Annotated in this window: 22 protein-coding genes; 7 read left to right on the top strand and 15 right to left on the bottom strand. The window is 71.2% G+C overall.

The window, feature by feature from the left end:
- Positions 1–14 precede the first annotated feature (14 nt).
- The 3 genes from smc to ABKA17_RS05230 form a co-directional block, all read right to left on the bottom strand.
- The gene (smc, locus tag ABKA17_RS05240; protein WP_353690619.1) at positions 15–3,626 is read right to left on the bottom strand and encodes a chromosome segregation protein SMC; all 3,612 of its coding nucleotides are present in this window, start codon (positions 3,624–3,626) and stop codon (positions 15–17) included.
- Positions 3,627–3,862: 236 nt separating this feature from the next.
- Positions 3,863–4,066 (bottom strand): hypothetical protein, encoded by a 204-nt coding sequence (locus tag ABKA17_RS05235; protein ID WP_037649730.1) that lies wholly within the window; start codon positions 4,064–4,066, stop codon positions 3,863–3,865.
- A 381-nt stretch (positions 4,067–4,447) separates the two neighbouring features.
- On the bottom strand, positions 4,448–4,729 hold the full coding sequence (locus ABKA17_RS05230; protein WP_353690618.1) for an acylphosphatase: 282 nt from the start codon (positions 4,727–4,729) through the stop codon (positions 4,448–4,450).
- Positions 4,730–4,902: 173 nt separating this feature from the next.
- Between ABKA17_RS05230 and ABKA17_RS05225 the strand changes: the two genes are divergently transcribed.
- Both ABKA17_RS05225 and ABKA17_RS05220 read left to right on the top strand, forming a co-directional pair.
- Positions 4,903–6,039, top strand: coding sequence for a CAP domain-containing protein (locus tag ABKA17_RS05225; RefSeq protein WP_353690617.1), 1,137 nt, complete (start codon positions 4,903–4,905; stop codon positions 6,037–6,039).
- An 80-nt stretch (positions 6,040–6,119) separates the two neighbouring features.
- A complete protein-coding gene (locus tag ABKA17_RS05220; RefSeq protein WP_353690616.1) occupies positions 6,120–6,509 on the top strand; it encodes a winged helix-turn-helix transcriptional regulator in 390 nt (129 codons plus the stop codon).
- Here ABKA17_RS05220 and mutM read toward each other — a convergent pair.
- From mutM to recG, 8 genes are all read right to left on the bottom strand, one after another.
- On the bottom strand, positions 6,482–7,342 hold the full coding sequence (mutM, locus tag ABKA17_RS05215; RefSeq protein WP_353690615.1) for a bifunctional DNA-formamidopyrimidine glycosylase/DNA-(apurinic or apyrimidinic site) lyase: 861 nt from the start codon (positions 7,340–7,342) through the stop codon (positions 6,482–6,484). The two genes, ABKA17_RS05220 and mutM, sit on opposite strands and share 28 nt — an antisense overlap.
- 72 nt (positions 7,343–7,414) lie before the next feature.
- The gene (gene rnc / locus ABKA17_RS05210) at positions 7,415–8,206 is read right to left on the bottom strand and encodes a ribonuclease III (protein ID WP_353690614.1); all 792 of its coding nucleotides are present in this window, start codon (positions 8,204–8,206) and stop codon (positions 7,415–7,417) included.
- 19 nt (positions 8,207–8,225) lie between these two features.
- The gene (gene rpmF / locus ABKA17_RS05205; RefSeq protein WP_015657589.1) at positions 8,226–8,399 is read right to left on the bottom strand and encodes a 50S ribosomal protein L32; all 174 of its coding nucleotides are present in this window, start codon (positions 8,397–8,399) and stop codon (positions 8,226–8,228) included.
- 2 nt (positions 8,400–8,401) lie between these two features.
- Positions 8,402–9,052 (bottom strand): YceD family protein, encoded by a 651-nt coding sequence (locus tag ABKA17_RS05200; protein WP_353690613.1) that lies wholly within the window; start codon positions 9,050–9,052, stop codon positions 8,402–8,404.
- Positions 9,053–9,197: 145 nt separating this feature from the next.
- Positions 9,198–10,262, bottom strand: coding sequence for a F0F1 ATP synthase subunit B (locus ABKA17_RS05195; RefSeq protein ID WP_353690612.1), 1,065 nt, complete (start codon positions 10,260–10,262; stop codon positions 9,198–9,200).
- 74 nt (positions 10,263–10,336) lie between these two features.
- Positions 10,337–10,816 (bottom strand): pantetheine-phosphate adenylyltransferase, encoded by a 480-nt coding sequence (gene coaD, locus ABKA17_RS05190; protein ID WP_353690611.1) that lies wholly within the window; start codon positions 10,814–10,816, stop codon positions 10,337–10,339.
- A 26-nt stretch (positions 10,817–10,842) separates the two neighbouring features.
- Complete coding sequence (gene rsmD, locus ABKA17_RS05185) at positions 10,843–11,445, bottom strand: 16S rRNA (guanine(966)-N(2))-methyltransferase RsmD (protein WP_353690610.1); 603 nt, start codon at positions 11,443–11,445, stop codon at positions 10,843–10,845.
- Positions 11,446–11,541: 96 nt separating this feature from the next.
- Positions 11,542–13,749 (bottom strand): ATP-dependent DNA helicase RecG, encoded by a 2,208-nt coding sequence (gene recG, locus ABKA17_RS05180; protein ID WP_353690609.1) that lies wholly within the window; start codon positions 13,747–13,749, stop codon positions 11,542–11,544.
- Positions 13,750–13,912: 163 nt separating this feature from the next.
- Between recG and ABKA17_RS05175 the strand changes: the two genes are divergently transcribed.
- Positions 13,913–15,751, top strand: coding sequence for an HSP90 family protein (locus ABKA17_RS05175; RefSeq protein ID WP_353690608.1), 1,839 nt, complete (start codon positions 13,913–13,915; stop codon positions 15,749–15,751).
- Positions 15,751–18,810, top strand: a complete 3,060-nt coding sequence (locus ABKA17_RS05170; protein ID WP_353690607.1) for a tetratricopeptide repeat protein — start codon at positions 15,751–15,753, stop codon at positions 18,808–18,810. The genes ABKA17_RS05175 and ABKA17_RS05170 overlap by 1 nt, the downstream gene beginning before the upstream one ends.
- Positions 18,811–18,829: 19 nt before the next feature.
- On the opposite strand, the gene ABKA17_RS05165 is transcribed toward ABKA17_RS05170, so the two are convergent.
- Complete coding sequence (locus tag ABKA17_RS05165) at positions 18,830–20,518, bottom strand: DAK2 domain-containing protein (protein WP_353690606.1); 1,689 nt, start codon at positions 20,516–20,518, stop codon at positions 18,830–18,832.
- A 260-nt stretch (positions 20,519–20,778) separates the two neighbouring features.
- Here ABKA17_RS05165 and rpmB point away from each other — a divergent pair, with 260 nt between their 5' ends.
- Positions 20,779–20,964, top strand: a complete 186-nt coding sequence (rpmB, locus tag ABKA17_RS05160; RefSeq protein ID WP_003993230.1) for a 50S ribosomal protein L28 — start codon at positions 20,779–20,781, stop codon at positions 20,962–20,964.
- A 104-nt stretch (positions 20,965–21,068) separates the two neighbouring features.
- Here rpmB and thiD read toward each other — a convergent pair whose 3' ends face one another.
- Both thiD and ABKA17_RS05150 read right to left on the bottom strand, forming a co-directional pair.
- A complete protein-coding gene (gene thiD, locus ABKA17_RS05155) occupies positions 21,069–21,857 on the bottom strand; it encodes a bifunctional hydroxymethylpyrimidine kinase/phosphomethylpyrimidine kinase (RefSeq protein WP_353690605.1) in 789 nt (262 codons plus the stop codon).
- A complete protein-coding gene (locus ABKA17_RS05150) occupies positions 21,854–22,819 on the bottom strand; it encodes a thiamine-phosphate kinase (protein ID WP_353690604.1) in 966 nt (321 codons plus the stop codon). Before ABKA17_RS05150 ends, thiD begins: the two co-directional genes overlap by 4 nt.
- Positions 22,820–23,025: 206 nt before the next feature.
- Here ABKA17_RS05150 and ABKA17_RS05145 point away from each other — a divergent pair, with 206 nt between their 5' ends.
- Together ABKA17_RS05145 and ABKA17_RS05140 are read left to right on the top strand one after the other, a co-directional pair.
- Positions 23,026–23,259, top strand: coding sequence for an Lrp/AsnC family transcriptional regulator (locus ABKA17_RS05145; protein WP_003997603.1), 234 nt, complete (start codon positions 23,026–23,028; stop codon positions 23,257–23,259).
- A gap of 20 nt (positions 23,260–23,279) precedes the next feature.
- A complete protein-coding gene (locus ABKA17_RS05140) occupies positions 23,280–23,783 on the top strand; it encodes a DUF3515 domain-containing protein (protein WP_353690603.1) in 504 nt (167 codons plus the stop codon).
- A gap of 188 nt (positions 23,784–23,971) precedes the next feature.
- Here ABKA17_RS05140 and ABKA17_RS05135 read toward each other — a convergent pair whose 3' ends face one another.
- On the bottom strand, positions 23,972–25,129 hold the full coding sequence (locus ABKA17_RS05135; RefSeq protein WP_353690602.1) for a D-alanine--D-alanine ligase family protein: 1,158 nt from the start codon (positions 25,127–25,129) through the stop codon (positions 23,972–23,974).
- Between the last annotated feature and the right edge of the window lie 31 nt (positions 25,130–25,160).

The raw sequence follows: 25,160 nt of genomic DNA, 5'->3' as shown, positions 1-25,160 counted from the left end.
ACGGGGCAGACGCGCTAACGCAGTCTCTGACTGATGACCTTCGAGACACCGTCGCCCTGCATGGAGACGCCGTACAGCGCGTCGGCGACCTCCATCGTCCGCTTCTGGTGCGTGATCACGATGAGCTGCGACGCCTCCTGAAGCTCCTGCATGATCCGGATCAGTCGCTGGAGGTTGGTGTCGTCGAGCGCGGCCTCGACCTCGTCCATGACGTAGAAGGGGCTCGGCCGGGCCTTGAAGATCGACACCAGCAACGCTACGGCGGTGAGGGAACGCTCGCCACCGGAGAGCAGGCTGAGCCGCTTGACCTTCTTGCCCGGCGGACGCGCCTCGACGTCGACGCCGGTGGTGAGCATGTTGTCGGGGTCGGTGAGAATCAACCGCCCCTCGCCCCCGGGGAACAGCCGGCTGAAGACACCCTCGAACTCCCGTGCGGTGTCCCGATAGGCCTCGGTGAACACCTGCTCGACCCGCTCGTCGACCTCCTTCACCACCTGGAGCAGATCGGCCCGGGTCTTCTTCAGGTCCTCCAGCTGCTCGCTCAGGAACTTGTGCCGCTCCTCCAGCGCCGAGAACTCCTCCAGCGCGAGCGGGTTCACCTTCCCCAGCTGCTGATACGCCCGCTCGGCCGCCCTGAGCCGCTTCTCCTGCTCGGCCCGGTGGAACGGCTTCGGCTGGTTGCGCGGATGCTCCGGATCCTCGGGCAGCTCCTCGCCCTCGGCGGGCGGAGAGGGCGGTACGAGCTGATGGGGCCCGTACTCCGAGACGAGCCCGGCGGGTTCGACGCCCAGCTCCTCCAGCGCCTTGGTCTCCAGCTGCTCGATCCGCATCCGCTTCTCGGCACCGAGCACCTCACCGCGGTGCACCGAGTCGGTCAGCTTGTCCAGCTCGGCCTTGAGGTCGCGGCCGGTGTTACGGGCGACGGTCAGCTCCTGCTCGCGGCGCGCCTTGGCGGCCTCGGCGGCGGCCCGCTCCTCCTGCGCCCGGCCGAGGGACACCTCGACGTGCGCGAGAAGCTGCCGCGCACCGGAGGCGACGGCCTCGGCGACCGTGGCCTCGTGCCGCAACCTCGCGCGCCGCTGCTCGGCACGCGCGCGTGCGTCGCGCTCCGCACGGGCGGCGCGGTCGAGGGAGTCGGCCCGGCCGGCCAGTCCCTTGACCCGCTCCTCGTGCGTACGGACCTGGAGCCGGGCTTCCATCTCGGTCTGCCGCGCGTTCGCCCCGTCCGCGGCGAGCCGGTCCCGTACGGAGGTGTCGGGCTCCTCCTCGACCGGCATCTCCTCGGCCACGGCCAGGCGTTCGGCGAGTTCCTCCACGTCCTGAAGCGCCTTGTCGAGGGACTCCTGTGCGCGGGTGGCCGCCGCGACGGATCGCTCGGCCTCGCCCGCGGCGCCACGTGCCTGCCCGGCCAGGCGACCGAGCTGCTGGGCCACGGTCGACTTCTCCCTGTCGGCGGCCCTACGCCGTTCCCCGAGCTCCTCGACGAGGGCGGCGCTGTTCTTGCGGCGCGCCTGTGCCTCGTGCTGGGCCTCACTCAACTCCTCGCAGCGGACGGCGAGTTGTTCCAGCTCGGCGGCTGCCTCGTCGACGGATGCCTGTACTTCGAGGAGGCTGGGGGCGCCCGCGGAGCCGCCGTGGGCGAAGTGGGCGCCGAGGAGGTCGCCTTCGGCGGTGACCGCGGTGAGGTGGGGGTGGGCGTAGACGAGGTCTTCGGCGTCTTCGAGGGTGCCGACGACGACGATGCGGTGGAGTAGACGGCGGACGGCCGGCATGAGGTCCGAAGGCCCGCGGACGAAATCTGCCGCGTGCTGCTGTGTGGCGTCTGCGGGTTCGTCGTGGCTGGTCGCGCCCCGCGGCGGAGCCGCAGATTGATGCAGCCCCGCGCCCCTTTGGGGCGCGTCTTCGGGGCCGCCTGCCAAAAGGAGTGACGCCCTGCCACCGTCCTGTTTCCGCAGCAAGCGGATCGCGTCCGCCGCCGCCGACGGTGATGTGACCGCCAGCGCGTCCGCCGCCGCTCCGAAAGCCGCCGCCAGTGCGACCTCGTAGCCCGGGGTCACGCTCAGCAGCTCCGCCGCCGGGCCCAGCAGGCCGGTGAGGCGGTCCTTCGCGCCCAGCAGTATCCCCGTCCCGTCCTTCCTGCGCAGCCCCAGCGCGAGCGCCTCGTGCCGTGCCTGGGTCGCCGCTCGCTTTCGCTCGGCAGCCGTGGCCGCCTCCCGAGCCGCCGTGAGAGCCGCCTCCGCCTCCGCCAGCGCCGCCTTCGCCGTGTCGTGCTGCTCCGCCAGTTCCGCGTCACCCGCGTCCAGCCCGTCGACCTCGGCCTGGAGCGTCTCGTACTCCTCCTGCGCGGCGAAGGCCCGCTCCTGGGCCTCGTCCCTCGCGGACGCCAGTCGGTCGATCTCGGCCTGCGCCGAAGCCGCGCGCGAACGGGCCGCGTTGACCTGGCCGTTCAGTCGGGCCAGACCCTCGCGGCGGTCGGCGATGGCGCGGGCGACGTCCTTCAGGCGCCGTTCCTCGTCGGTCAGCGAACGTTCGAGCTCGGCGCGGTGGGCGACCGTGTCCTCCAGAGCGTGCTCGGCCGCCTCCAGAGCCGCCTCCAGCTCGGCCTCCTGCTCGCGGATCCGGGCGGCCTCGCGCTCCATGTCCTCGGGGTCCCGGCCGCGCCGTTCCTCCGGCGGCGCGGAGGTCGCGCTCTTCACCCGGGCGTCGGCGAGCGAGACCGTGCCGCGCACCCGCTCGGCGAGCTGGGAGAGCTCGTACCAGGTCTGCTGGGCCCGCTGAAGCCGTGGCGTGAGCTGCCGTACCTCGTCCTCCAGGAGCGCCTCCCGCTGGAGCGCCTTCTTCAGCTCCAGCTCGGCGGCCTCCTTGCGCTCCTTCAGCGCGGCCTCGTCGGCGATCTCGGACTTGAGCGCCTGGCGCAGTCGTACGAGATCGTCGGCCAGCAGCCGCAGGCGGGCGTCGCGGAGATCGGCCTGGATGACGGCGGCGCGGCGTGCGACCGCGGCCTGGCGGCCCAGGGGCTTCAGTTGTCTGCGCAGCTCGTCCGTCAGGTCCTGCACGCGCGCGAGGTTGGCCTGCATCGCGTCCAGCTTGCGAAGGGCCTTCTCCTTGCGCTTGCGGTGCTTCAACACACCGGCGGCCTCTTCGATGAAGGCCCGGCGGCCCATCGGGTCGGCGTGCAGGACGGAGTCGAGCTGGCCCTGGCCGACGATGACATGCATCTCCCGGCCGATGCCGGAGTCGGAGAGGAGGTCCTGGATGTCCAGGAGACGGCAGGTGTCGCCGTTGATCTGGTACTCGCTGCCGCCGTTGCGGAACATGATCCGCGTGATGGTGACCTCGGCGTACTCGATGGGCAGCGCCCCGTCGGAGTTGTCGATGGTCAGCGACACCTCGGCCCGGCCCAGCGGCGGACGCCCGGTGGTGCCGGCGAAGATGACGTCCTCCATCTTGCCGCCGCGCAGCGACTTGGCGCCCTGCTCGCCCATGACCCAGCTCAGGGCGTCGACGACATTGGACTTCCCCGAGCCGTTCGGGCCGACGACGCACGTGATCCCCGGCTCGAAGCGGAGCGTGGTCGCCGAGGCGAACGACTTGAACCCGCGGAGGGTCAGGGCCTTGAGGTGCACGCCGCCGGACTCTACCTTCCGAGGTTGTCTCACTCCATGAACGCGCTGTTTCCCGCGGTTTCACCCATGAACGTGCAGGGCACATCAGACGTTGAAGAGGGTGGGAGGTCACTCGGGCTCGGGGGAAAGAAAGAAGGGACGCCGAAGCGTCCCTTGCAATGCAACTCTGACAACTTAGCGGTTGATACGGGCAGCCCAACCACTGCTTGTGTCGTGATGCGATGCCGATGCAGTGATCAGGTGAGCGCAGGCTCCGCCTGGTGTGCGTCGATGCTCTCCAGAAGCGAGTCGTGAGAAGCGGCAGCCGCGAGCGCGTCGTTCTCGGCCTGGATCCGTACGAGCTCGGATTCGAGGTCTTGTACGCGCTGCTGGAGCCGTCGCATCTCGGCAATGAGTCGCGGGTCGGAGCCGCCGACGTAACCGAGAAGCGCCTTTGCCATGATGGATGGTCCTCCACACTGAGTGACCGACCGAAGCGGTGTGGGTCGTGAGGGATTCGCACCCGCGATGCTTGGCACTGTTGAGTTTGTGCTGCCGTTCATCCATGCCAAACAGCTAAGGTGCGCGGGGTGCATTCAGCGTCTCACCAAAAAGTTTGACGGTCAACACGATCACGCCCTGTATTGGCGGGCAACCCGGTGCGCGCGGCCGGAAACGGCGGCGCCGCGACTCCTGCGGGGCCCTCAGGGCGGAGCGATCATCCTTAAGTGCGGAGCCTCCCAGGAAAAGCCGTTCTTGGCAACCACCAGGGCCTTTCTGCTTCAGGCAGGTGCCCGTGGCATGTCCCTCCGCTTCCACCTGGCCCGCTTTACAGAACCGGCTCAGCGGATGGCGAACCCGTCGTACCCCCCGCGGGGTGTGTCCCAGATCTCGGTGACGCCGTCCACGCGCCCGGGCGTGTCGTCACCCTCGAGCCAGCCGAGCAGTCCCTCGCACCGCTCGCGCGGCCCCTCGGCGACCACCTGGACCCGTCCGTCCCCCAAATTGAGAGCAAAACCACTCAGCCCGCCGAGCTCCAGGGCCTTGGCCCTGGTGAACCAGCGGAAACCCACACCTTGGACACGTCCTCGCACCCAGGCGACCAGTCGCACATCCTCGCTCATAGGTGCAACCTAACCAACCAATGTCTCTCTGGACTCTCCCTCCCCTGGCGCCATGCGGTACCGTCCCCTGCCAATGAATCTCATACGAAACTCACTCGATCGTGTGAGTTTTGTGAGTTCGGTCCGACCGCTGGGGACGAGTCGGCCACAAAGGACGAGGAAGGCCAGGACACATGGGACGCCACCGACGCTCCGCCGCCGGCCGCGCCGCCACGGGCCGCGCCACGGGGGTCACAGAAACAGACGGCTCATACACGAGCGGCTACGACCCGCAGCACTCGTACGGCTTGGACCAGCAGTTCTCGTACGACTTCGACGCCGATGCCCGGGGTCCGCACACCGGTGAGTACCCCACGGTGGGCATCGCGCCCTATCTGAACCCCGAGGCGCACGCCGCCCGCAGCGACGCCTATCTCTACGCGACGGACGACGACTACGCCCAGTCCACCGGCACCGTGGTGTTCGCGAGCGAGGGTTTCTCGCCGACCGACGGCTCCCGGCGCGGGGGCTCGCGTCGGCGCCGTAAGAAGAGGGTCGTGACGCCGGTCAAGACCGGTCTGCTCGGTGTCTCCGCGGCGGTCGCGATCGGTACGGTCGCGGTGGCCACGGGTGTGGTGCCCGGCCTCGACAACTACAAGATCGGCGGCGGCAACGCCGACAAGGTGCAGGCCGCGGACACGCCGACCAACTCGGCGACCGAACAGGGCGGCACCTCCGGCAGCGCCGACGAGAGCCGGGACGACGAGGCGGCCAGCCGCGACGGCGAGCGCTCGGCCTCGCCCACGCCGTCCGTCTCGGCCTCGACGGCCACGCCGACCGAGACCCCGTCGAAGAAGCCGTCGGCCACGCCCACCAAGAAGCCGGAGACGACGCCGTCCCGTGCGGCCACCAAGGCGCCCTCCAACACCAAGGCTCCGGTCGTGGTCTCCGCGGAGGCCCAGGCCGAGGCCCAGGTGCTGAAGCTGGTGAACGAGGAGCGGGCGAAGGTGGGCTGCAGCCCGGTCGCCGCCAACAGCGCGCTCGGCAAGCTCGCCGAGGACTTCAGCGACGCCATGGCCGCACAGGGCTTCTTCGACCACACCGACCCCAGCGGAAACTCCCCCTGGGACCGGGCAGAGGCGGCCGGCATCACCAGCCTCGGCGGCGAGAACATAGCCAGGGGCCAGGCCGACGCGGCCGCGGTCATGGACGCCTGGATGAACAGCCCCGGCCACAAGGCGAACATCCTGAACTGCGACTTCAAGACACTGGGAGTCGGTGTGCACTTCGGGTCGGGTGGCCCGTGGTGGACGCAGGACTTCGGCTACTAGCCACCGATCGACGGGAGGGAGCGCTAACTCACGGTTAGCACTCCCTTCTGGTTAGCGCTGCGTTCACGTACGCTTGGGGTATGGACACCACGCAGGACTTCGACCTCCCGTACGACGTGTTCGCCAAGGCCTGTCCCTCGCGCGGCACGCTGGAGCATGTGACGGGACGCTGGGGCGCGCTGACGCTCGGCGCCCTGTACGAGGGCTCCCTGCGCTTCAACGAGCTGCGCCGCCGGGTCGACGGCGTCAGCGAGAAGATGCTCTCCCAGACCCTGCACGCGCTGGAGCGCGACGGCCTGGTGCACCGCGAGGCCCAGCCGACCAACCCGCCCCGCGTGGACTACGAACTGACCCCGCTCGGCCGCGGCGTCGCCGAGCGCCTGATCGGCCTGATCCACTTCGTCGAGGGCCGCATGGACGACGTGCTCGCGGCGCGCCAGAGTTACGACGAGACCCGCGGCGCCCGCTGACACTTCGGGCAGAAGTAGCTGGACCGGTTCATCCAGGGCCGTCGGCGCATCGGTGTGGCGCACCGCTTGCAGGGCAGTCCCTCGCGCCCGTACGCGTCGAGCGAGCGGTCGAAGTAGCCCGACTCCCCGTTGACGTTGACATACAGGCTGTCGAAACTCGTGCCGCCCACGGCGAGAGCCGCGTTCATCACATCCCTTACGTGGCCCAGGAGTTCGGCCGTGCGCGGGCGCGTGAACCCGGCGGTCGGGCGCTCGTAGTGGAGACGGGCGCGCCAAAGGGCCTCGTCCGCGTAGATGTTGCCGACTCCGCTGATCAACGACTGGTCGAGCAGGGCCCGTTTGATGGTGCTGCGCTTGCGGCGCAGCGCCTGGTGGAAGGCCTCGTCGTCGAACAGCGGGTCGAGGGGGTCGCGGGCGATGTGCGCGATGACGTCCGGCAGCCCGTCCTCGCTGTTGTCGTGCAACGACAGTCCACCGAAGGTGCGTTGGTCGACGAACCGCAGCTCGGTGCCGAGGCCGTCGGCGAAGCGGACCCGGATGCGCAGGTGCTTCTCGTCGGGGGCCTCGTGCGGCTGGACCAGGAGCTGGCCGCTCATGCCCAGGTGCGCCAGCACCGACTGGTTGGTGTCCTCCAACGGCAGCCACAGGTACTTGCCACGGCGGCTGGGCACACCCACGCGGTGCCCCTTGAGCCGGTGCGTGAAGTCGTCGGCGCCGGCGATGTGCCGGCGTACCGCACGGGGGTGCAGCACCTCGGCCTCGGCGACGGCACGGTGCGCGACCCACCGCTCCAGACCTCGGCGTACGACCTCGACCTCGGGCAACTCGGGCATGGCATCCCCCGGTGTATGAGCGAAGCGCCCGCCCCGGTGCGGGACGGGCGCTCTGCGTACTGCGCTGTTCTCTCAGGCGGAGGCGGGCGTCTCGTCGGCGCCGGCGTCGGCCTCGACGGCCTTCGTGGCAGCCTCGGCACGCTCGTCCGCGGCGGCCCGGATGGACCGCCAGGCGGACTCGGCGGCCTGTTGCTCCGCCTCCTTCTTGCTGCGGCCGGTGCCGGTGCCGTACGAGACGCCTCCGACGCGGGCGGCAGCAGTGAAGGTCTTCTCGTGGTCGGGGCCGGTCTCCGAGACCTGGTACTCGGGCACGCCGAGGCTTTCGGTCGCGGTGAGCTCCTGGAGACTGGTCTTCCAGTCCAGGCCGGCACCGAGGTTGGAGGACTTCTCGATCAGCGGATCGAAGAGCCGGTGGACGAGCTCGCCCGCCGCTTCCAGACCTTGGTCGAGATAGACCGCGCCGATCACCGCTTCCAGGGTGTCGGCGAGGATGGATGCCTTGTCCCGGCCGCCCGTGCCCTCTTCACCGCGGCCGAGCCGGATGAAGGAGCCCAGGTCCAGCCCACGGCCGACCTCCGCCAGCGCACGAGAGTTGACCACCGCGGCCCGCAACTTGGCCAGCTGGCCTTCGGGCAGGTCGGGGTGGGTGCGGTACAGCGTGTCCGTGACCACGAGGCCGAGCACGGAGTCCCCGAGGAACTCCAGACGCTCGTTGGTGGGCAGGCCGCCGTTCTCGTACGCGTAGGACCGGTGGGTCAGCGCACGCACCAGAAGGGCGGACTCGAGTTTGTACCCGAGCCGCCCTTCCAACAGCGTGTGGGACGAGGCCGTGTTGTCCGCAGAGTTCTTCTTCGGAGTGGACACAGTGCCTCTCACCAGCCGCTCAGACCTCGAGGACCTGGCGCTTGTTGTACGTGCCACAAGACGGGCACGCGATGTGCTGCTGCTTGGGCTCGTGGCAGCGCTCGCACGCAACCAGGGGGGTGACCGCAGCCTTCCACTGCGACCGGCGGTGGCGCGTGTTGCTGCGCGACATCTTCCGCTTCGGAACAGCCACGGCTACTTCTCCTGCTTCTCGTCGACGCCCGCTTCCGCTTCGGCGCCGCTCATCTCGTCCTTCTCGCCGTCTCCGAGTGAACCGGCGAGTCCCTGCAGTGCCGCCCAACGAATGTCGGTGGCGTCGTGGTGGTGGTCCGGGTCGTCCGCCAGCCGCGCTCCGCACTCGGAGCACAGGCCGGGGCAGTCGTCCTGGCACACCGGCTGCATCGGCAGGGCAAGCACCACCGCGTCACGCAGCACGGGTTCGAGGTCGAACAGGCCGTCCTCGAGAAAGAGCCTGTCCTCGTCTTCCTCGGCGTCGTCGGCCGGTTCCGCTTTCACACGGCCCCGGTCATCGGCGTCAGGGTACGAGAACATCTCCTGGAAGTCCGCTTCGAGCTCCAGCTCCAGCGGCTCCAGACACCTTACGCACTCCCCCTCGGCCTGTGCACGGGCGGTGCCTGTGACAAGCACCCCTTCCATGACCGACTCGAGCCGGAGTACGAGCTTCACCGGGGCGCCTTCCGGCACTCCGACGACTCCCTGGATACCGAGATCCTTGGGGGCGTCGATCTCGCGGGTCAGGCGCTGCTGCGCGCCAGGACGCCGCCCCAGCTCGTGCGTATCGAACACGAGAGGGTTGCGGTGGTCGAGGCGGGCGTTCAGAGCCATTCCTGCTTTCGATCTTCGAGCTCAGAGGGACGCTGCCCTTCGGTGTTCCCGGGCAGCGCTGATCGCGGACGTACACGCGACCGAAGAGCCAGGATACTGGACCTTTCCCTCATGGCCCAATCCGGTGGTCGCCTACCGGCCGCGCCTACTGCCCGCGACCCTGTTCGTAGGCCCTCAGCTGCTCCGGCGTGATCATGCCGGTGTCGAAGAGGCTGGTCTCGTCGAGGGCGTACGACTGCTGGGCGTGCTGCTCGTGCTGCTGGCCCTGCTGGGCCTGTCCGGCGTCGTAGGGGGCCTGCTGGGCGTCGTAGCCCTGGTAGGCGTAGGGATCGGCCTGCTGGTAGCCGTAGGGGTCCTGCTGCTGGGCGTAGGCCGGCTGCTGTTGCGGGTAGCCGCCGCCGTAGGTGTCGGTCTGCTGGTAGCCGTAGGCCGGCTGCTGCTCGTAGCTCTGCGGTGCGGCCTGCTGTTCGGCCTGGGCCCGGTTGTCCTGCTCGGCCAGGGCCGCGAGGTCGGCGAGGTAGTCGGCGTCGCTGGAGTGCTGGACGGTGCTGGTGTCGTCGGCGAGGGCGCCGAGGTCGTCGGTGGCGATCCGGCCGTGCAGCTTCTGGCGGCCGCGGCCGACGGCCTCCAGGGTCTTGGCGAGGACCGCCTCGAAGGCGCCGAGCTTGACGTCGACGTATTCGTCGGCGTTGCGGCGCAGGGTCTCCGGGTCGTGGCTGCGCTCGGGGGCGTCCTCGTCCTCGTAGCCCTGGTCGTCGACGCCGGGGCCGGTGCCGAGGAGCTTCTCGCGGCCGCGGCCGACCGAGCCGAGGGTCTTGGTGAGGACGACCTCGAAGTTGGCGAGCTTGGAGTCGACGTAGTCGTCGGCCTCCGCGCGGACGTCCTCGGCCTCTTTGCGGGCCTCGCTGAGGATGCGGTCGGCCTCGGCCTGGGAGCGGCGGGCGACCTCGGTGTCGGAGATCAGCGAGCCGCGCTCGGCGTGCGCGGTGGAGATGATCCGCTCGGCTTCCTGGCGGGCCTGCTCGACCATCTGCTCACGGTCGCCGATCAGCTCCTGGGCCTGGGCGAGGGAGCCGGGCAGGGCGGCCCGGACCTCTTCCAGCATCGCGAGCAGTTCGGCGCGGTTGACCACACACGAGGCCGACATGGGCATCGACCGGGCGCCGGAGACCGAGCTGACGATCTCGTCGAGCTTCTTCTGCACGTCCACCTGTGCTCGCCACTCTCTACAGCTGTGTTGGAGACGGACGGGACGACTGTAGCCCCATCAGCCCGGTAGCCCCATCAGTCCTTGCGCAGGCGTTCGTTGAGCGCTTCCAGGACCAGCGGCGGCACCAGGTGGGCGATGTCTCCGCCCCAGGTCGCGACCTCCTTGACGAGCGAGGAGGAGAGGAAGCTGTAGGTGGGGTTGGTGGGCACGAAGAGCGTCTCGACGCCCGACAGGCCGTTGTTCATCTGGGCCATCTGCAACTCGTAGTCGAAGTCGCTGACCGCGCGCAGGCCCTTGACGATGGCCGGGATGTCGCGCTGCTTGCAGTAGTCGACGAGGAGGCCGTGGAAGGCCTCGACCTTGACGTTTCCGTACTCGGCGGTGACCTGGCGGATCAGGTCGATCCGCTCGTCGATCTCGAACAGGCCCTTCTTGGACTTGTTGATCATGACCGCGACGTAGACCTCGTCGTACAGACGGGAGGCGCGGGAAATGATGTCGAGGTGTCCGTTGGTGATCGGGTCGAACGACCCGGGACAGACGGCGCGGCGCACTTGAGATCCCTCGCTCTCCGGTCCGGTCATCGTGCGTCTTCGCACGTAGAGGCGTTGTCGCCCATGGCGGCGCGACCGTACCAAAACGTTCCCTCGCCGTAGCGACGGGCCCTCAGCGGTTCGAAGCCGTCCGGCCACCGGAATTCGCCGCCTCTGGTACTGCGCTCCACGGTGACGAGCGCGTCGGGCGCGAGCCAGCCCTCCGTGCGGAGTGTGAGGAGAATCTCCCGAAGATCGTGATCTGTGACTCGGTACGGGGGGTCGAGGAAGACGATGTCGTACGGATCGGCCGGAGCCGGTGTCCGGATGATCTGCTCCGCTTTGCCCGCCCGCACCTCGGCGCCGGGGAGGCCGAGGCTCTTGACGTTCTCGCGGATGGTGCGGGCGGCGCGGGCGTCGGCCTCGACGAGGAGGGTGTGGCTCGCGCCGCGGGAGAGGGCCTCCAAGCCCACGGCACCTGATCCGGCGTAGAGGTCGAGGACTCGTTCGCCGTCCAGGGGGCCGCCGAGGAGGGACTGCCAGGTGGAGAGGAGGCCCTCGCGCGCGCGGTCGGAGGTGGGGCGGGTTCCGGTGCCTGGGGGAACGGCGAGGCGACGTCCGCCGGCTGCTCCGGCGATCACGCGGGTCATTTTGGGTCCTCGTTAGGGGGTGGCTACGGAATCAGTTTGGCAGCAGGTCCGTGGTGGTTGCTCGCGCAGTTCCCCGCGCCCCTGGGTGGGTTCTGCTCAGCCCTTGTCCAAGTACTGCTCTCTTTCCTCGTCCAGAAGTGCGTCCAGGGCTGTGCGCAGACCGGGAAGTGCCGTCAGTTCCGGGTCCGCCGCCACCACTGCCGTCGCCTCGTCCCTCGCCTCCGCGATGATCTCCTCGTCCTCGATGACGGCGAGGACCTTGAGGGAGGTGCGGGCGCCGGACTGGGCCTGGCCGAGGACGTCGCCCTCGCGGCGTTGTTCGAGGTCGATACGGGAGAGCTCGAAGCCGTCGAGGGTGGCGGCGACGGCGTTGAGGCGCTGGCGGGCGGGGCTGGCCTCGGGCATCTCGGTGACCAGGAGGCAGAGGCCGGCCGCCGAGCCACGGCCGACGCGGCCGCGGAGCTGGTGGAGCTGGGAGACGCCGAAGCGGTCGGCGTCCATGATCACCATGGCGGTGGCGTTCGGGACGTTGACGCCGACCTCGATGACCGTGGTGGCGACCAGGACATGGGTCTCGCCGGCGGCGAAGCGGCGCATGACCGCGTCCTTGTCGTCGGGGTGCATACGGCCGTGCAACACCTCCACCGCCAGGCCCTTCAGCGGGCCCTTGGACAACTGGTCGGCCACGTCCAGGACAGCGAGCGGCGGGCGCTTCTCGGCCTCGTCCTCGGCGGACTTCTTCTTGGGGTCCACCTCCTCGTCGCCGATGCGGGGGCAGACGACGTACGCCTGATGGCCGTTCTCCACCTCCTCGCGCACGCGGTCCCAGGCGCGGGCCAGGAAGTGGGGCTTGTCGGCGGCCGGGACGACATGGCTGGCGATCGGGGAGCGGCCGGCCGGGAGCTGGTCCAGGACCGAGGTCTCCAGATCGCCGAAGACCGTCATCGCGACCGTGCGCGGAATGGGGGTGGCGGTCATGACGAGGAGGTGGGGAGGCTGCTTCCCCTTGCCGCGCAGGGCGTCCCGCTGCTCCACGCCGAAGCGGTGCTGCTCGTCGACCACGACCAGTCCGAGGTCGTGGAACTGCACCTTGTCCTCGATCAACGCGTGCGTGCCGATGACGATCCCGGCCTCGGCGGTGACCAGGTCGAGCAGGGCCTGACGGCGGCCGGCCGCGCCCATGGAACCGGTGAGGAGGGTGACCTTGGTGGCGTGCTCGGCGCCGCCCAGCATGCCGCCCTCGGCCAACTCGCCCATCATCTCGACGATCGAGCGGTGATGCTGCTGGGCGAGCACCTCGGTGGGGGCCAGCATGGCGGCCTGACCGCCCGCGTCGACGACGGCGAGCATGGCGCGCAGGGCCACCATGGTCTTCCCGCTTCCGACCTCTCCCTGGAGCAGCCGGTGCATCGGGTGCTCGGTCGCCAGGTCGTCGAAGATCTCCTTGGAGACCTTCTGCTGGCCCTCGGTGAGGGTGAAGGGGAGGCGGTCGTCGAAGGCGGTCAGGAGGCCGGCCGGCTTGGGCCTGCGGGCCACGGCCGGGAGTTGGGCGTCGGCGTGGCGGCGGCGGGCGAGGGCCACCTGGAGGACGAAGGCCTCGTCCCACTTCAGACGGGCGCGCGCGTCCTCGATGTCGGCCTTGGTGTGCGGGCGGTGGATCTTGAGGAGGGCCTCGGGGAGGGCGACCAGGCCGCGGCCGTCGCGCAGGGAGTCGGGGAGGGGGTCGACCGCCTCCTGGGCGCTGGGCAGGACGGTCTGGACGGCCTTGCCGATCTTCCAGGACTCCAGCTTGCCCGTGGCGGGGTAGATCGGGATCAGGGCGCCGGCCCAGGTCTCGACCGTTTCTTCCGCGTCTCCGCGCAGCAACTCGTAGGCCGGGTGCGCCAGTTGGAGGCGGCGGTTGAAGACCGAGACCTTGCCGGCGAACATCGCGCGGGTGCCCGGCAGCAGCTCCTTGTGGGGCTTGTGGACGCCGGCGCCGAAGAAGACCAGCTGGAGGCGGCCGTTGCCGTCCGTGATGGTCACCTCCAGGCGCTGGCCCTTGCCGCGCGGGGCCTTGGCCGAGGCGAAGGAGTGCAGGCGGGCGTCGGCGACCTGGGCGACCACCGTGACGTGCTCGTCCATGGGGAGGTCGGCCAGGTGGGTGAGCTGGCCCCGCTCCTCGTATCTGCGCGGGTAGTGGTGCAGGAGGTCGCCGACGGTGTGCAGGCCGAGATGCTCGGCCATCACCTTCGCGGTGGCGGGGCCGAGCACTGACTTGAGCGGTTGTTTCAGTGGTTCTTCCAGTGCGGGCACGAGATCCATTGCACACCACCGCACTGACATTGCCGTATACGTCTCGGGAAACCCCTGGTCAGACGGGCTGTTTGGGCTCTAGGATGACGCGCTCCGGCCATCCCGCGGTCACCGCCCCACCGGGACCGCCCGACCCCGCGCCGACGACATCCCCATCCGTGGCGCTGCAGCGATGGACTCCCAGACCTCACAGGCATCCCAGGCATCCCCGTCACCTCACACGTTCCAGGTCGACCTGCGTGGTCTGGTGGACCTGCTGTCCCATCACCTCTACTCCAGTCCGAAGGTCTATCTGCGCGAGCTGCTGCAGAACGCCGTGGACGCCATCACGGCCCGGCGAGCCGAACAGCCCGACGCCCCGGCCAGGGTGAGGCTGTACGCCGAAGGCGGCACCCTGCGGGTCGAGGACTCCGGCGTGGGGCTCACCGAGGCGGACGTGCACACCCTGCTGGCGACCATCGGGCGCAGCTCGAAGCGGACCGACGGACTTCAGGAGGGCCTCCAGGAGGTCCGCTCCGACTTCCTCGGCCAGTTCGGCATCGGGCTGCTCGCCTGTTTCGTGGTGGCCGAGCGGATCCGGGTCGTCAGCCGCAGCGCCCGTACGCCCGAGGCGGCGCCCGTGGAGTGGACGGCGAGCGACGACGGTTCGTACACCGTACGGACGTTGGCGCACAAGGCGCGGCCCGAACCGGGCACCACCGTGCACCTGAAGGCTCGGGCGGGGGCCGGCGAGTGGCTCACGCCCGAGCGGGTGCTCACGCTGGCGCGGGACTTCGGCTCGCTGCTGCCGTACGACGTGCGGGTGGGCGACGAGGCGGTCACCGACCTCCCCGCGCCCTGGGACCGGCCGTACCCCTCCCCCGCCACCCGCAGGGTGGCCCTGGCGCGGCACTGTCACGACCTGTTCGGGTTCACCCCGCTGGACGCGATCGAGCTGAACGTGCCGCTCGCCGGGGTCCGCGGGGTGGCGTACGTGCTGCCCTCGGCGGTCAGTCCGGCCACGCGCGCGACGCACCGCGTCCACCTCAAGGGCATGCTGCTCACCGAGCGCGCCGAACAGCTGCTGCCGGACTGGGCGTTCTTCGTGCGCTGTGTCCTGGACACCGACAGTCTGCGGCCGACGGCGTCGCGCGAGTCGCTGTACGAGGACGAGACGCTGGCCGCCGTACGGGAGACGCTGGGCGAGCGGATCCGGGGCTGGCTGACCGGGCTGGCCGCGGGTGATCCGGAGCGGCTGGCGGCGTTCCTGGCGGTGCACCACCTGGGCGTGAAGTCGCTGGCCCGGCACGACAAGGACATGCTGCGCACGATGCTGCCGTGGCTGCCCTTCGAGACAACCGACGGACAGCTGTCCCTGGAGGAGTTCGCGCGGCGGCATCCGGTCGTGCACTTCACGCGGACCGTGGAGGAGTTCCGGCAGGTCGCGCCGATCGCGTCCGCGCAGGGCGTCGGGGTGGTCAACGGCGGTTACACGTACGACAGCGACCTGGTGGAGGCGCTGCCGTCGGTGCGGCCGGGGACGGTCGTCGCCGAGCTGGACACCGACACCGTGACCGCGCACCTGGACGCGGTCGACCCGGCCGAGGAACTGGCGCTGTCCGGCTTCCTGGCGGCCGCGCGGGCCGCACTCGACCCGCTGGGCTGCGACGTCGTGCTGCGCTCCTTCAGGCCCCTGTCCGTGCCCGCGCTGCACCTGGACGACCGGGCGGCGCGGCACGAGCAGGCGCGCGCGGAGGCCGAGACACAGGCCGACGACCTGTGGGCGGGCATCCTCGGCTCGCTGCGCGGCAGCGCGCCCCGCGCGCGTCTCGTGCTCAACCACCTCAATCCACTGATCCGGCGGATCAGTTCACTGGGCGACCCGGAGCTGATCGGCACCGCCACGGAGTCCCTGTACGGGCAGGCCCTGCTGATGGCCCAGCGCCCCCTGCGGCCCGCCGACTCGGCGCTGCTGAACCGGGCCTTCATCGGCCTTCTGGAGTGGGCCACGAACGGCGAGGAGGGTCGCTGATGGGCGAGCTCACGGACTTCGACGCCCTGCGCCGGGCGATGGCGGAGAACGGCGAACAGCCGGAGGGTCCCGCCCGCAACGCGCGCGCGGAGCAACTGCTGGTGGCGGCCGAGGGGCTGAACATCCCGCTCGCCGTGATCGAGGCGCTCGGACACCAGCTGAAGGTCTACAACTACAGCTCCGAGAAGGACAAGATGTTCGTCCCCTTCGCGCGCCTGCTGCGCATGTGGGACGAGCGGCCCGAGGACTTCGACGAGTACGAGACCCACACCCTGCACTGGGTCTTCAAGTGGGTGTCCTCCGGCATGCTCGACCAGCCGCATGTGCCGCTCGCCTCCGTCGAGAAGTGGCTCGGCGAGATGGAGCACCGCTACCGGCTCGCCGGGCACACGGAACGCGCGGTGCGCGGCGCGGAGTTCAACATCGCCGCGCACACCGGGGACCTGCCGCGCGCGGAGCGGGCGTACGCCGCGTGGCTGGCCGCCGACCGGGACCGGATGGCCGACTGCCACGCGTGCGAGCTGCACGGGCAGGGCTGGTGGCAGGCCGAGCGAGGCCGGGACGCGGAGGCACTCCGGCTGTGGGCGCCGGTCCTGGAGGGCGAGCTCACCTGCGCCCACGAGCCGCACACCACCCTCGCGGCCTCCCTGCTGCCCCTGCTGCGGCTGGGCCGCCACGACGAGGCACGCGCGAACCACCTGCGGGGCTTCCGGCTCGTACGGGCCATGGAGAGCATGCGGGGCGCGTACGCCGACCATGTCGAGTTCTGCGCCCTGAGCGGCAACGAGGCGCGCGCTCTGGAGCTGCTCGCGGAGCGCCCCGCGTACTTCACGGACAGCGGGCAGCCACGCAGCGGGCTGGAGTTCCTGAGCGTGGTGGCGCTGCTGATGGACCGCCTGACCGGGCTGGGCCTCGGCGAGCAGCAGGTGCCGGGACCGGCGGGGCGTTCCTGGACGGCCCGCGAACTCGCCGCGCACGCGCGTGCGGAGGCCCTGGACCTGGCCGGCCGCTTCGACGCGCGCAACGGCACGTCGTACGTCAGCGAGCAGGCACGCGCGCGTATGGCGCAGGAGCCGTTGGTGGAGCGGTTGCCGTTGGGCGTGCGATCGGCGCGGCCCGTCTCCGCGCCCGCGGTCGTGACGCCCGCGGTCGTGGCGCCTCGGGAGGAACCTGATCTGGCCTCGCTGATCGCTGAGGCGCGCCGGCTGTCGGACAGCCTTCGGCCGACCGCCGTGGAGGCGTGGGCGGCGGTCTCGCGGGCCGCCGAGCACGTCGAGCTCGACCCGCGTGACCGTGCCGAGATCGCCGACCACCAGGCGATGGACCTCGGTCCCGAGGGCGCCGAGCTGTTCGAGCGCGCCGCCGAGCTGTACGCGGCGGCGGGCGACCCCGGAGAGGCACTCGCGGCACGCACGCGTGCGGCGTTCGTCCGCGCTCTCACGGGCGACGTCGAGGAGTCCCTGGCTGCGGTCGCCGGACCGTACGACGAGATCCTCGCGCTCTACGCCGAGGACGGCACCGGCGTACGCCAGACGGCGTCGGTGCTGATGGGCCGGGCGCGGATCCTGATGCGGCGGGCGCAGGAGGCCGAGGAGGGCGCCGAGGCGGTTCCGGCCGGTGAGGAGGCGAGCCGCGTCTCCCTCGGCAGCCCTCTGGGAGTGGCCTTCGCCCTGGATGAGTCCGAGGCCGACAGCGTGACGGAGGCCGGGTTCCGCTCCCCGACCCCGGTGCACGCCGAAGCCGAGACCGCCGTACGGGAGCTGCTCGCGCTCGTCGACGGACGGGCCGGGGACGACGTACAGCTGGCTTCGCGGGCCGCCGAGGCGCGGGCGATGCTGGCGGAGCTGGCCGCGGACGCCGGGGAACCGGCGGTGGCCGCAGAGCTGCTCGGGCAGGCCGCGGCAGGGTTCATGGACGCCGGGCTGCCGTGGTTCGCGGTGGAGCACGAGGCCCGGCTGGCCCAGCTCGCACACCATCTCGGCGACGCCGAGGGGACCGAGCGGGCGCTGCGGGCCGCCTTGGAGCACGGCGGGCCGTATCTGGAGCCGGTCGGACGGGCCCAGCTGCACCTTCAGCTCGCCGAGGTGCTGGGCGGCCGTGGGCTGCCGGAGGAGGCCGCCGAGCATGCCCTGGAGGCGGCGCACTGGGCCGACGAGGCCGGTGCGGGGCGGACGCTGGGTGCCTGGGCGCGGCACATGCTCGGCGGGCTGCTGCTGCGGCAGGGGCGCTGGGCCGAGGCCGCGGAGGTGCTGGAGTCGGCGCTGCCGGACCTGAGCGCCGAGACGCACGGCGACGGCGCGGTCGTCCAGGCGCTGTGGTGGCTCGGCGACTGCCTGGGCGAGCTCGGCGAGCACCGCGCGGCGGCCGAACGGCAGCTCCGGGCGGCGGAGCTCGCCAAGCTCTGGCCCGAGCAGCACGACCACGCGACGCTCGCCCACCTCGCCGGCGAATCGCTCGGCAACGCCGGACTGTCCGCCGAGGCGGACCAGGCGTACGCGCGCGCGGGCGACTTGTGGCTGTCCCTGGGCAATGTCCACGGCCTCGTCCGCTCCCTGCGCGCCCGCGCGTGGCTGGCGCTGCGCGCGGAGGACGGGCAGGGCGACGCCCGGGAGTTGATGGACCGCGCGGTGCGGGCGTGCGAGGAGGCGCTGGGCGCGGGCCCCAGCGACGAGGAGGCGCGTCTGCGGCTCGTCGCCGAGCTCGGGCACACGCACCGGCAGTTCGGCGACCTGCTCGCCCGTTCCGCCGCCGAGGACGCCGACGACGACGCCATCCGGGCCACGATGGAGGACGCCCTGTCCCGGATGACCGAGGCCATCGTGGTGTTCGCCTCCCTCGGCGACGAGGCCCTGCACAGCCGTACCGGCGCCGAGCTGGCCGCGGGCTGGCTGGAGGCCGACCTGAGCCGTCCCGACCGGGCGGCGGCACGCGCGCGTGCGGTGCTGACGGCGTACCAGGCGCACGAGGCGTACGAGGGGAGCGACCGGAGCGACGAAGAAACGGTCCAGGCCCGGCGGGCGGAGGCGGAGCAGTTGCTCGAGGTCCTGGCGGACCAGTAGCCGCGCGACCCCTGCTCGACTACTCGACCCCGATGAGCAGCAGCGCTCCCTGCCGTCCGCCCCGGTAGACGACCGTGTCGACGGCGAGGTAGGCCTCACGCACGCGTGCTTCGAGGTGGTCGGCGATGGACTCGGGTGCCTCGTCGCCGAGGACGAGGGTGACGAGCTCGCCGCCCGCCGAGAGCATCCGGTCCAGGACGGACTCGGCGGCGGCGATGACGTCCGAGCCGATCACGGCGACGTCGCCGTCGATGAGGCCGAGGACGTCGCCCGCCTCACAGATGCCGGCCAGCGTCCAGGACTGGCGCTCGGCGACGGTGACCTCGGCGTAGCGGGTCGCGCCTGCGGCCGAGGTCATCGACACGACGTCCTCGTCGAAGCGGCGCTCGGGCTCGTGCACGGCGAGCGCCGCGATGCCCTGGACCGCGGACCGGGTCGGGATGAGGGCGACGCGGATGCCCTCCGCCCGGGCCTGCTCGGCCGCGGCGGCCGCGGTGTGGCGCAGGTCGGCGTCGTTGGGCAGCAGCACGACCTCGCGCGCGTGGGCCCGTCGTACGGCCTCGACCATCTCCCCGCTGGCGGGCGGCTCCCCGGGGCGCGCGAGCACGGTGGTGGCGCCGGCCTCGGTGTACAGCCCGGCCAGCCCCTCGCCGGGCACGACCGCCACGACGGCCCGCTGCACGCGCTCCCGGGGCGCGCGCTCCCCGCCCTGGGTGTGGACGTCGCCGAGCCCGAAGTGGGTGATCCTGATCCGGTACGGCCGCCCGGCCTCGACGCCCGCTTCCACGGCGGCGCCCGCGTCGTCGACGTGCACATGGACGTTCCACAGTCCGTCGCCGCCGACCACCACGAGCGAGTCGCCGAGCGCGTCGAGCCTTCTGCGGAGCCGGGCCACGGCGTCGTCCTCGGCCTCCAGGAGGTAGATGACCTCGAAGGCGGGCCCACCGCCCGCCAGGGGGGCGTCGTCGCACTCGTCGGCGTCCGGGGCGGGCGGCGCGGGGGAATCCACGCGCGCGTGCCCGGCGGCCACCGCCACCACGCCCGGCACCTCCCCCGTGAACGTCTCCACCAGCGCCCCGAGCACCGCCACCAGTCCGCGGCCCCCGGCGTCGACCACCCCGGCCCGCTCCAGCACGGCCAGCTGCCCCGGGGTCGCGGCGAGCGCGGTGCGCGCCCCGTCGTAGGCCACCCGCGCGACGGCTCCGCAGTCGCCCTCGGTCCCGTCGGTCGCCTCGGCGGCGGCCGAGGCGACGGAGAGGACCGTGCCCTCGACCGGGTGGGCCACGGCCTGGCGGGCGGAGTCGGCCGCGTGCCGCAGGGCCAGCCGCAGCCCGGAGCCGTCGGTGTGAGGGGTCTCACTGTCGGCGGCGAGCACCTGGGCCATGCCGCGCAGCAGCTGCGCGAGGATCGTCCCGGAGTTGCCCCGGGCGCCTATGAGCGCGCCGTGCGCCATCGCGCGCGCGGCGTCGGCGAGCGCGGGCTTCCCGACCGCTCCGGGACCGACGGCATGGCCCTCGAACACGGCCTCGACGGCGGCGACGGCGGACTCCATGGTCAAGTACAGGTTGGTGCCGGTGTCCCCGTCGGCGACGGGGTAGACGTTGATCGCGTCGATCTCCTCGCGCGCCCGCCCCAGGGCCGTCAGCGCGAGGCCGCACCAGGTGCGTACCGCGAGAGCATCGAAGAATGTCTGCGGCACCTGCGCCACCTGCGCCTCCTTGAGCTGCCTGGACGTGGGACGCAGCGTAGACCCAGGAGCGGGGTCCGCCGGAAGAGGGCTGGGAGCAGGGCCCTGATCAGCCATGGTAGTTTCGTTCTACTGGCGCAGTCGTTGTATGCTGCTCCGGTTGCCCGATCCTGATCGGGCCATTCCCCCTGGCAGTGCCACTCAGATCTCTGATCCTACGATCTCGATCCCGGCTTGCCGGGATCCAACCGTAAGTGCATCTGAAGTCTTTGGAGTGACCCGTGGCTGCCAACTGCGACGTCTGCGGCAAGGGGCCGGGCTTCGGCAACAACATCTCGCACTCGCACCGCCGTACGTCCCGTCGCTGGAACCCGAACATCCAGCGCGTCCGTACCGTGGTCGGCGGGACGCCGAAGCGCGTGAACGCTTGCACCTCGTGCATCAAGGCCGGCAAGGTCTCGCGCTGACGCACAGCTAAGCGCGCGGCCACTGCTGGTTCGCTGCATCAAGCCGGTCCACCTCAGGGTGGGTCGGCTTTTTGCCGTGCCCGTGAACCGGCCGTGCCCACGGGCTAGCGGAACCGCCATCCATGATCGACGGGGCCGATGCCGCCGCCCAGCGGGAACCCGGCCCTGATCGCCCCGGTGACGTACTCCTTGGCCGCAGCCGCCGCCTCCGGCACGGACCGCCCCTTCGCCAGCTCCGCAGCGATCGCCGAGGCGAGCGTGCAGCCGGTGCCGTGGGTATGGCGGTTGTCGTACCGCTCCGAACGCAGCCAGTGCTCCTCGGAGCCGTCGGTCAGCAGGTCGACCGCGTCCCCGGCCAGATGGCCGCCCTTGATCACGACCCATCGCGGCCCGTACGCCAGCACGGCCGCCGCGGCCCGGCGAAGGTCCTCCTCGGACTCCACCCGCACCCCGGTCAGTTGAACCACCTCGTCGAGGTTCGGCGTGGCCACCGTGGCGACCGGCAGCAGCCTGGTCCGTACGGAGTCCAGCGCGGAGGCCGCGAGCAGCGAGTCGCCGTGCTTCGAGACGCCCACCGGGTCGACGACGGCCGGCGCACCGGTCTCCCCGATCAACTCGGCCACCGCCTCGACGAGTTCGGCCGAGGCCAGCATGCCGGTCTTCACGGCCTGTACGCCGATGTCGTCGACGACACTGCGGTACTGGGCCCGCACGGCCTCCACGGGCAGCTCCCAGGCCCCCTGCACGCCCAGGGAGTTCTGCGCGGTGACGGCCGTGACGACGCTCATGCCGTGCACGCCGAGCGCGAGCATCGTCTTCAGGTCGGCCTGGATGCCCGCGCCGCCGCCGGAGTCGGAGCCCGCGACCGTCAGCACCCGCACCGGCGCGCTCACGACTCGATGTCCCCGAAGTGGTCCCAGCCGCCCTTGCTCGTCCACGGCGCCCCGTCCACCGTCACCTGGGGCAGCGCCGAGGGGTTGAGGACCTCGCCGATGACCTTCCAGCGGGCCGGGAGCTTCACGTCCGGCGGGAAGGTCGCCACGATCGCGTGGTCCTCTCCCCCGGCGAGCACCCACTGCATGGGGTCGACGCCGACGGCCTGACCGATGTCGTTCATCTGCGAGGGGATGTCGATCGCGCCGGAGCGGATGTCGATGCGGACCTTGCTGGCTTCGGCGATGTGTCCGAGGTCGGCGATCAGCCCGTCGCTCACGTCGCACATCGCGGTGGCGCCGAGCCCGGCCGCCGCCGGACCGGCGTGGTACGGCGGTTCGGGGCGCCGGTGCGCCTCCACGAAGGCCCGCGGCGAGCGGAACCCGCGCGACAGCACCGCGTACCCGGCGGCGGACCAGCCCAGCCAGCCGGTCACCGCGACGAGGTCGCCGGGCTGTGCGCCGGCCCGGGTCACGGGCTCCTGGTTGCGCAGGTCGCCGAGCGCGGTGATGGAGACCATGATCGTGTCGCCTCGCACGACGTCCCCGCCCACGACCGAGGCGCCCGCCACCTGGCACTCGTCGCGCAGCCCGTCCATCAGCTCGCTCGGCCAGGTGACCGGGAGTTCGGCGGGGACGACCAGGCCGAGCAGCAGGGCGGTCGGTACCGCGCCCATGGCGGCGATGTCCGCGAGGTTCTGCGCGGCGGCCTTGCGGCCGACGTCGTACGCGGTGGACCAGTCCCGGCGGAAGTGCCGGCCCTCCAGGAGGATGTCGGTGCTGGCCACGACCCGGCGGTCGGGAGCGGCCACCACCGCGGCGTCGTCGCCGGGTCCCACCCGGACCGCCGGGGTGGTGGTGAGACGGGAGGTGAGCTCCCTGATGAGCCCGAACTCCCCGAGCTCACCAACAGTGCCCTTCATTGCCCTTTCGCCCCTTCTGTCCCTTGCTGTGCCCGGTCGCGCGTGACCAGTGTCCTCGATACGGTCGAAGAGACCGTCAACTTCTGTCATGCCTGCACCCCGGCGCGGAGGCCGCGGGCCCCGCAGGTCTCCCCGCGGCGAGCGGCGACGCGATACCGTGGCGTTCCTTTTCCCCACATGATCCTCGTGGCCGCCCTGGAGGTTCCGTGGTACAGGCGTACATCCTGATCCAGACGGAGGTCGGCAAAGCGTCGACCGTCGCCGAGACGATCAGCAAGATTCCTGGGGTGATCCAGGCCGAGGACGTGACAGGACCTTATGACGTGATCGTGCGGGCACAGGCCGACACCGTGGACGACCTGGGCCGGATGGTGGTCGCGAAGGTCCAGCAAGTGGACGGCATCACCCGCACCCTCACCTGCCCGGTCGTCCATCTGTAGCCCCCGTCTACCCTTGGCCGGTGAACTCTTTCCGTCACCGGCACCGCACCTTCGTCGGGCCGCCCGCCCTGGCCCTGCTGATCGTCACCGCAGGGTGCTCCTCAGCAGACGTCAGTGACACGGTGACGGTTCCCAGCCCCACGACGAAGGTCGCGAAGCTGTGCCGGAACCTGGACCGTGTCCTGCCGGACAAGGTCGACGGTCTCGACCGGCGTGATCCCGAGCCCGCGTCCGCGCTGACGGCGGGCTGGGGAAGCCCGGAGATCATACTGCGCTGCGGTGTCACCCGGCCGCCGAAGATGGTGGACCCCAAGGTGGCGACCGGGAGCGACCCCAAGGCGATAGCGGGCGAGGTCAACGGCGTCGAGTGGCTGATGGAGAAGCAGGACGACGGATCGACCCGCTTCACCACGGCCAACCGCAAGGCCTACGTCGAGGTGACGGTGCCCGAGGGACGCGACACCGCGGGGATGCTGACCGACATGGCCGCGTCGATCAAGAAGGCGATCCCCTTCGGGAAGTGAGCCGTACCGCGCCTAAGCGGGCCGGGTGAAGTCCACTGCGGTTCGGCAGCGCCCGAAGGGGCGCGGGGCTGTGTCGATGTGCGGCTGCCGCCGCGTGGGCGCGACCAGCCACGACGTTGCCGCAGACGAACAACAACCTGTCCACCGCCCCGCGGCGGAGCCGCATATCGGCACAGCCAGCGGAGCGCTCAGCGCAGCCCCGTGGAGCGCCGGAGCGCCGCCTGGATCAACCGGTCCACCAGCTCGGGGTATTCGATGCCGCTGGCCTGCCACATCTGCGGGTACATCGAGATCGGGGTGAAGCCCGGCATCGTGTTGATCTCGTTGATCACGAACTCGCCGTCCTCGGTGAGGAAGAAGTCCGCGCGGACCAGTCCCTCGCAGGACGCCGCCTCGAAGGCCTCCACGGCCAGCCGCTGGACCTCCGCGGTCTCCTCCGCGGTGAGCGGGGCCGGCACGATGCCCGGGGTGGAGTCGATGTACTTGGCCTCGAAGTCGTAGTACGCGTGCGCGTCCGGCGGCGGGATCTCCGCGGGCGCCGAGGCGCGCGGACCGTCCTCGAACTCCAGGACACCGCACTCGATCTCGCGGCCGCGCAGCGCCGCCTCGACGAGGATCTTCGGGTCGTGCCGCTGGGCCTCGGCGATCGCCTCGTCCAGCCCGGAGGGGTCGTCGACCTTGGTGATGCCGATCGACGAACCCGCGCGCGCGGGCTTCACGAACAGCGGCCAGCCGTGCTCGCCGGCCAGGTCGACGATCTTCTTGCGGGCGGCCGACTCGTCGCGCTCCCACTCGCGGGGCCGAATCACCACGTACGGACCGACCTTGAGCCCGAAGGAGGTGAACACCCGCTTCATGTACTCCTTGTCCTGGCCGACGGCCGAGGCGAGCACACCCGAGCCGACGTAGGGGACGCCGGAGAGCTCCAGCAGGCCCTGGAGGGTGCCGTCCTCGCCGTAGGGGCCGTGCAGGACGGGGAAGACGACGTCGACCTCGCCGAGCGCCTTGGGCACCGATCCCGGTTCGCTGTAGACGACTTCGCGGTTCGCGGGGTCGACCGGGAGCACCACGCCGCCCTCCGGCGACTCGGCGAGCTCCTCGATGTCCGGCGTACGGCGGTCGGTGATCGCCATGCGGTCCGGTTCGTCGGCGATCAGGGCCCAACGCCCGTCCCTGGTGATGCCGATCGGCAGGACCTCGTACTTGGTCCGGTCGATGGCCTTCAGAACGGCGCCGCCGGTGACCACGGAGATCCCGTGTTCGGAGCTGCGCCCGCCGGACACGACGGCCACGCGCGGCTTGCGAGACGGCTGCTCGGGGCTCTGGGGGAGGTTCTCGGTGCTCATATCGCGTTGAGAGTACCCGTTGGTAGAGCCC

The organism is Streptomyces sp. RG80, assembly GCF_040446465.1.
Classification (GTDB): Bacteria; Actinomycetota; Actinomycetes; order Streptomycetales; family Streptomycetaceae; genus Streptomyces.
This window is presented reverse-complemented; position numbering and strand designations above follow the sequence as displayed.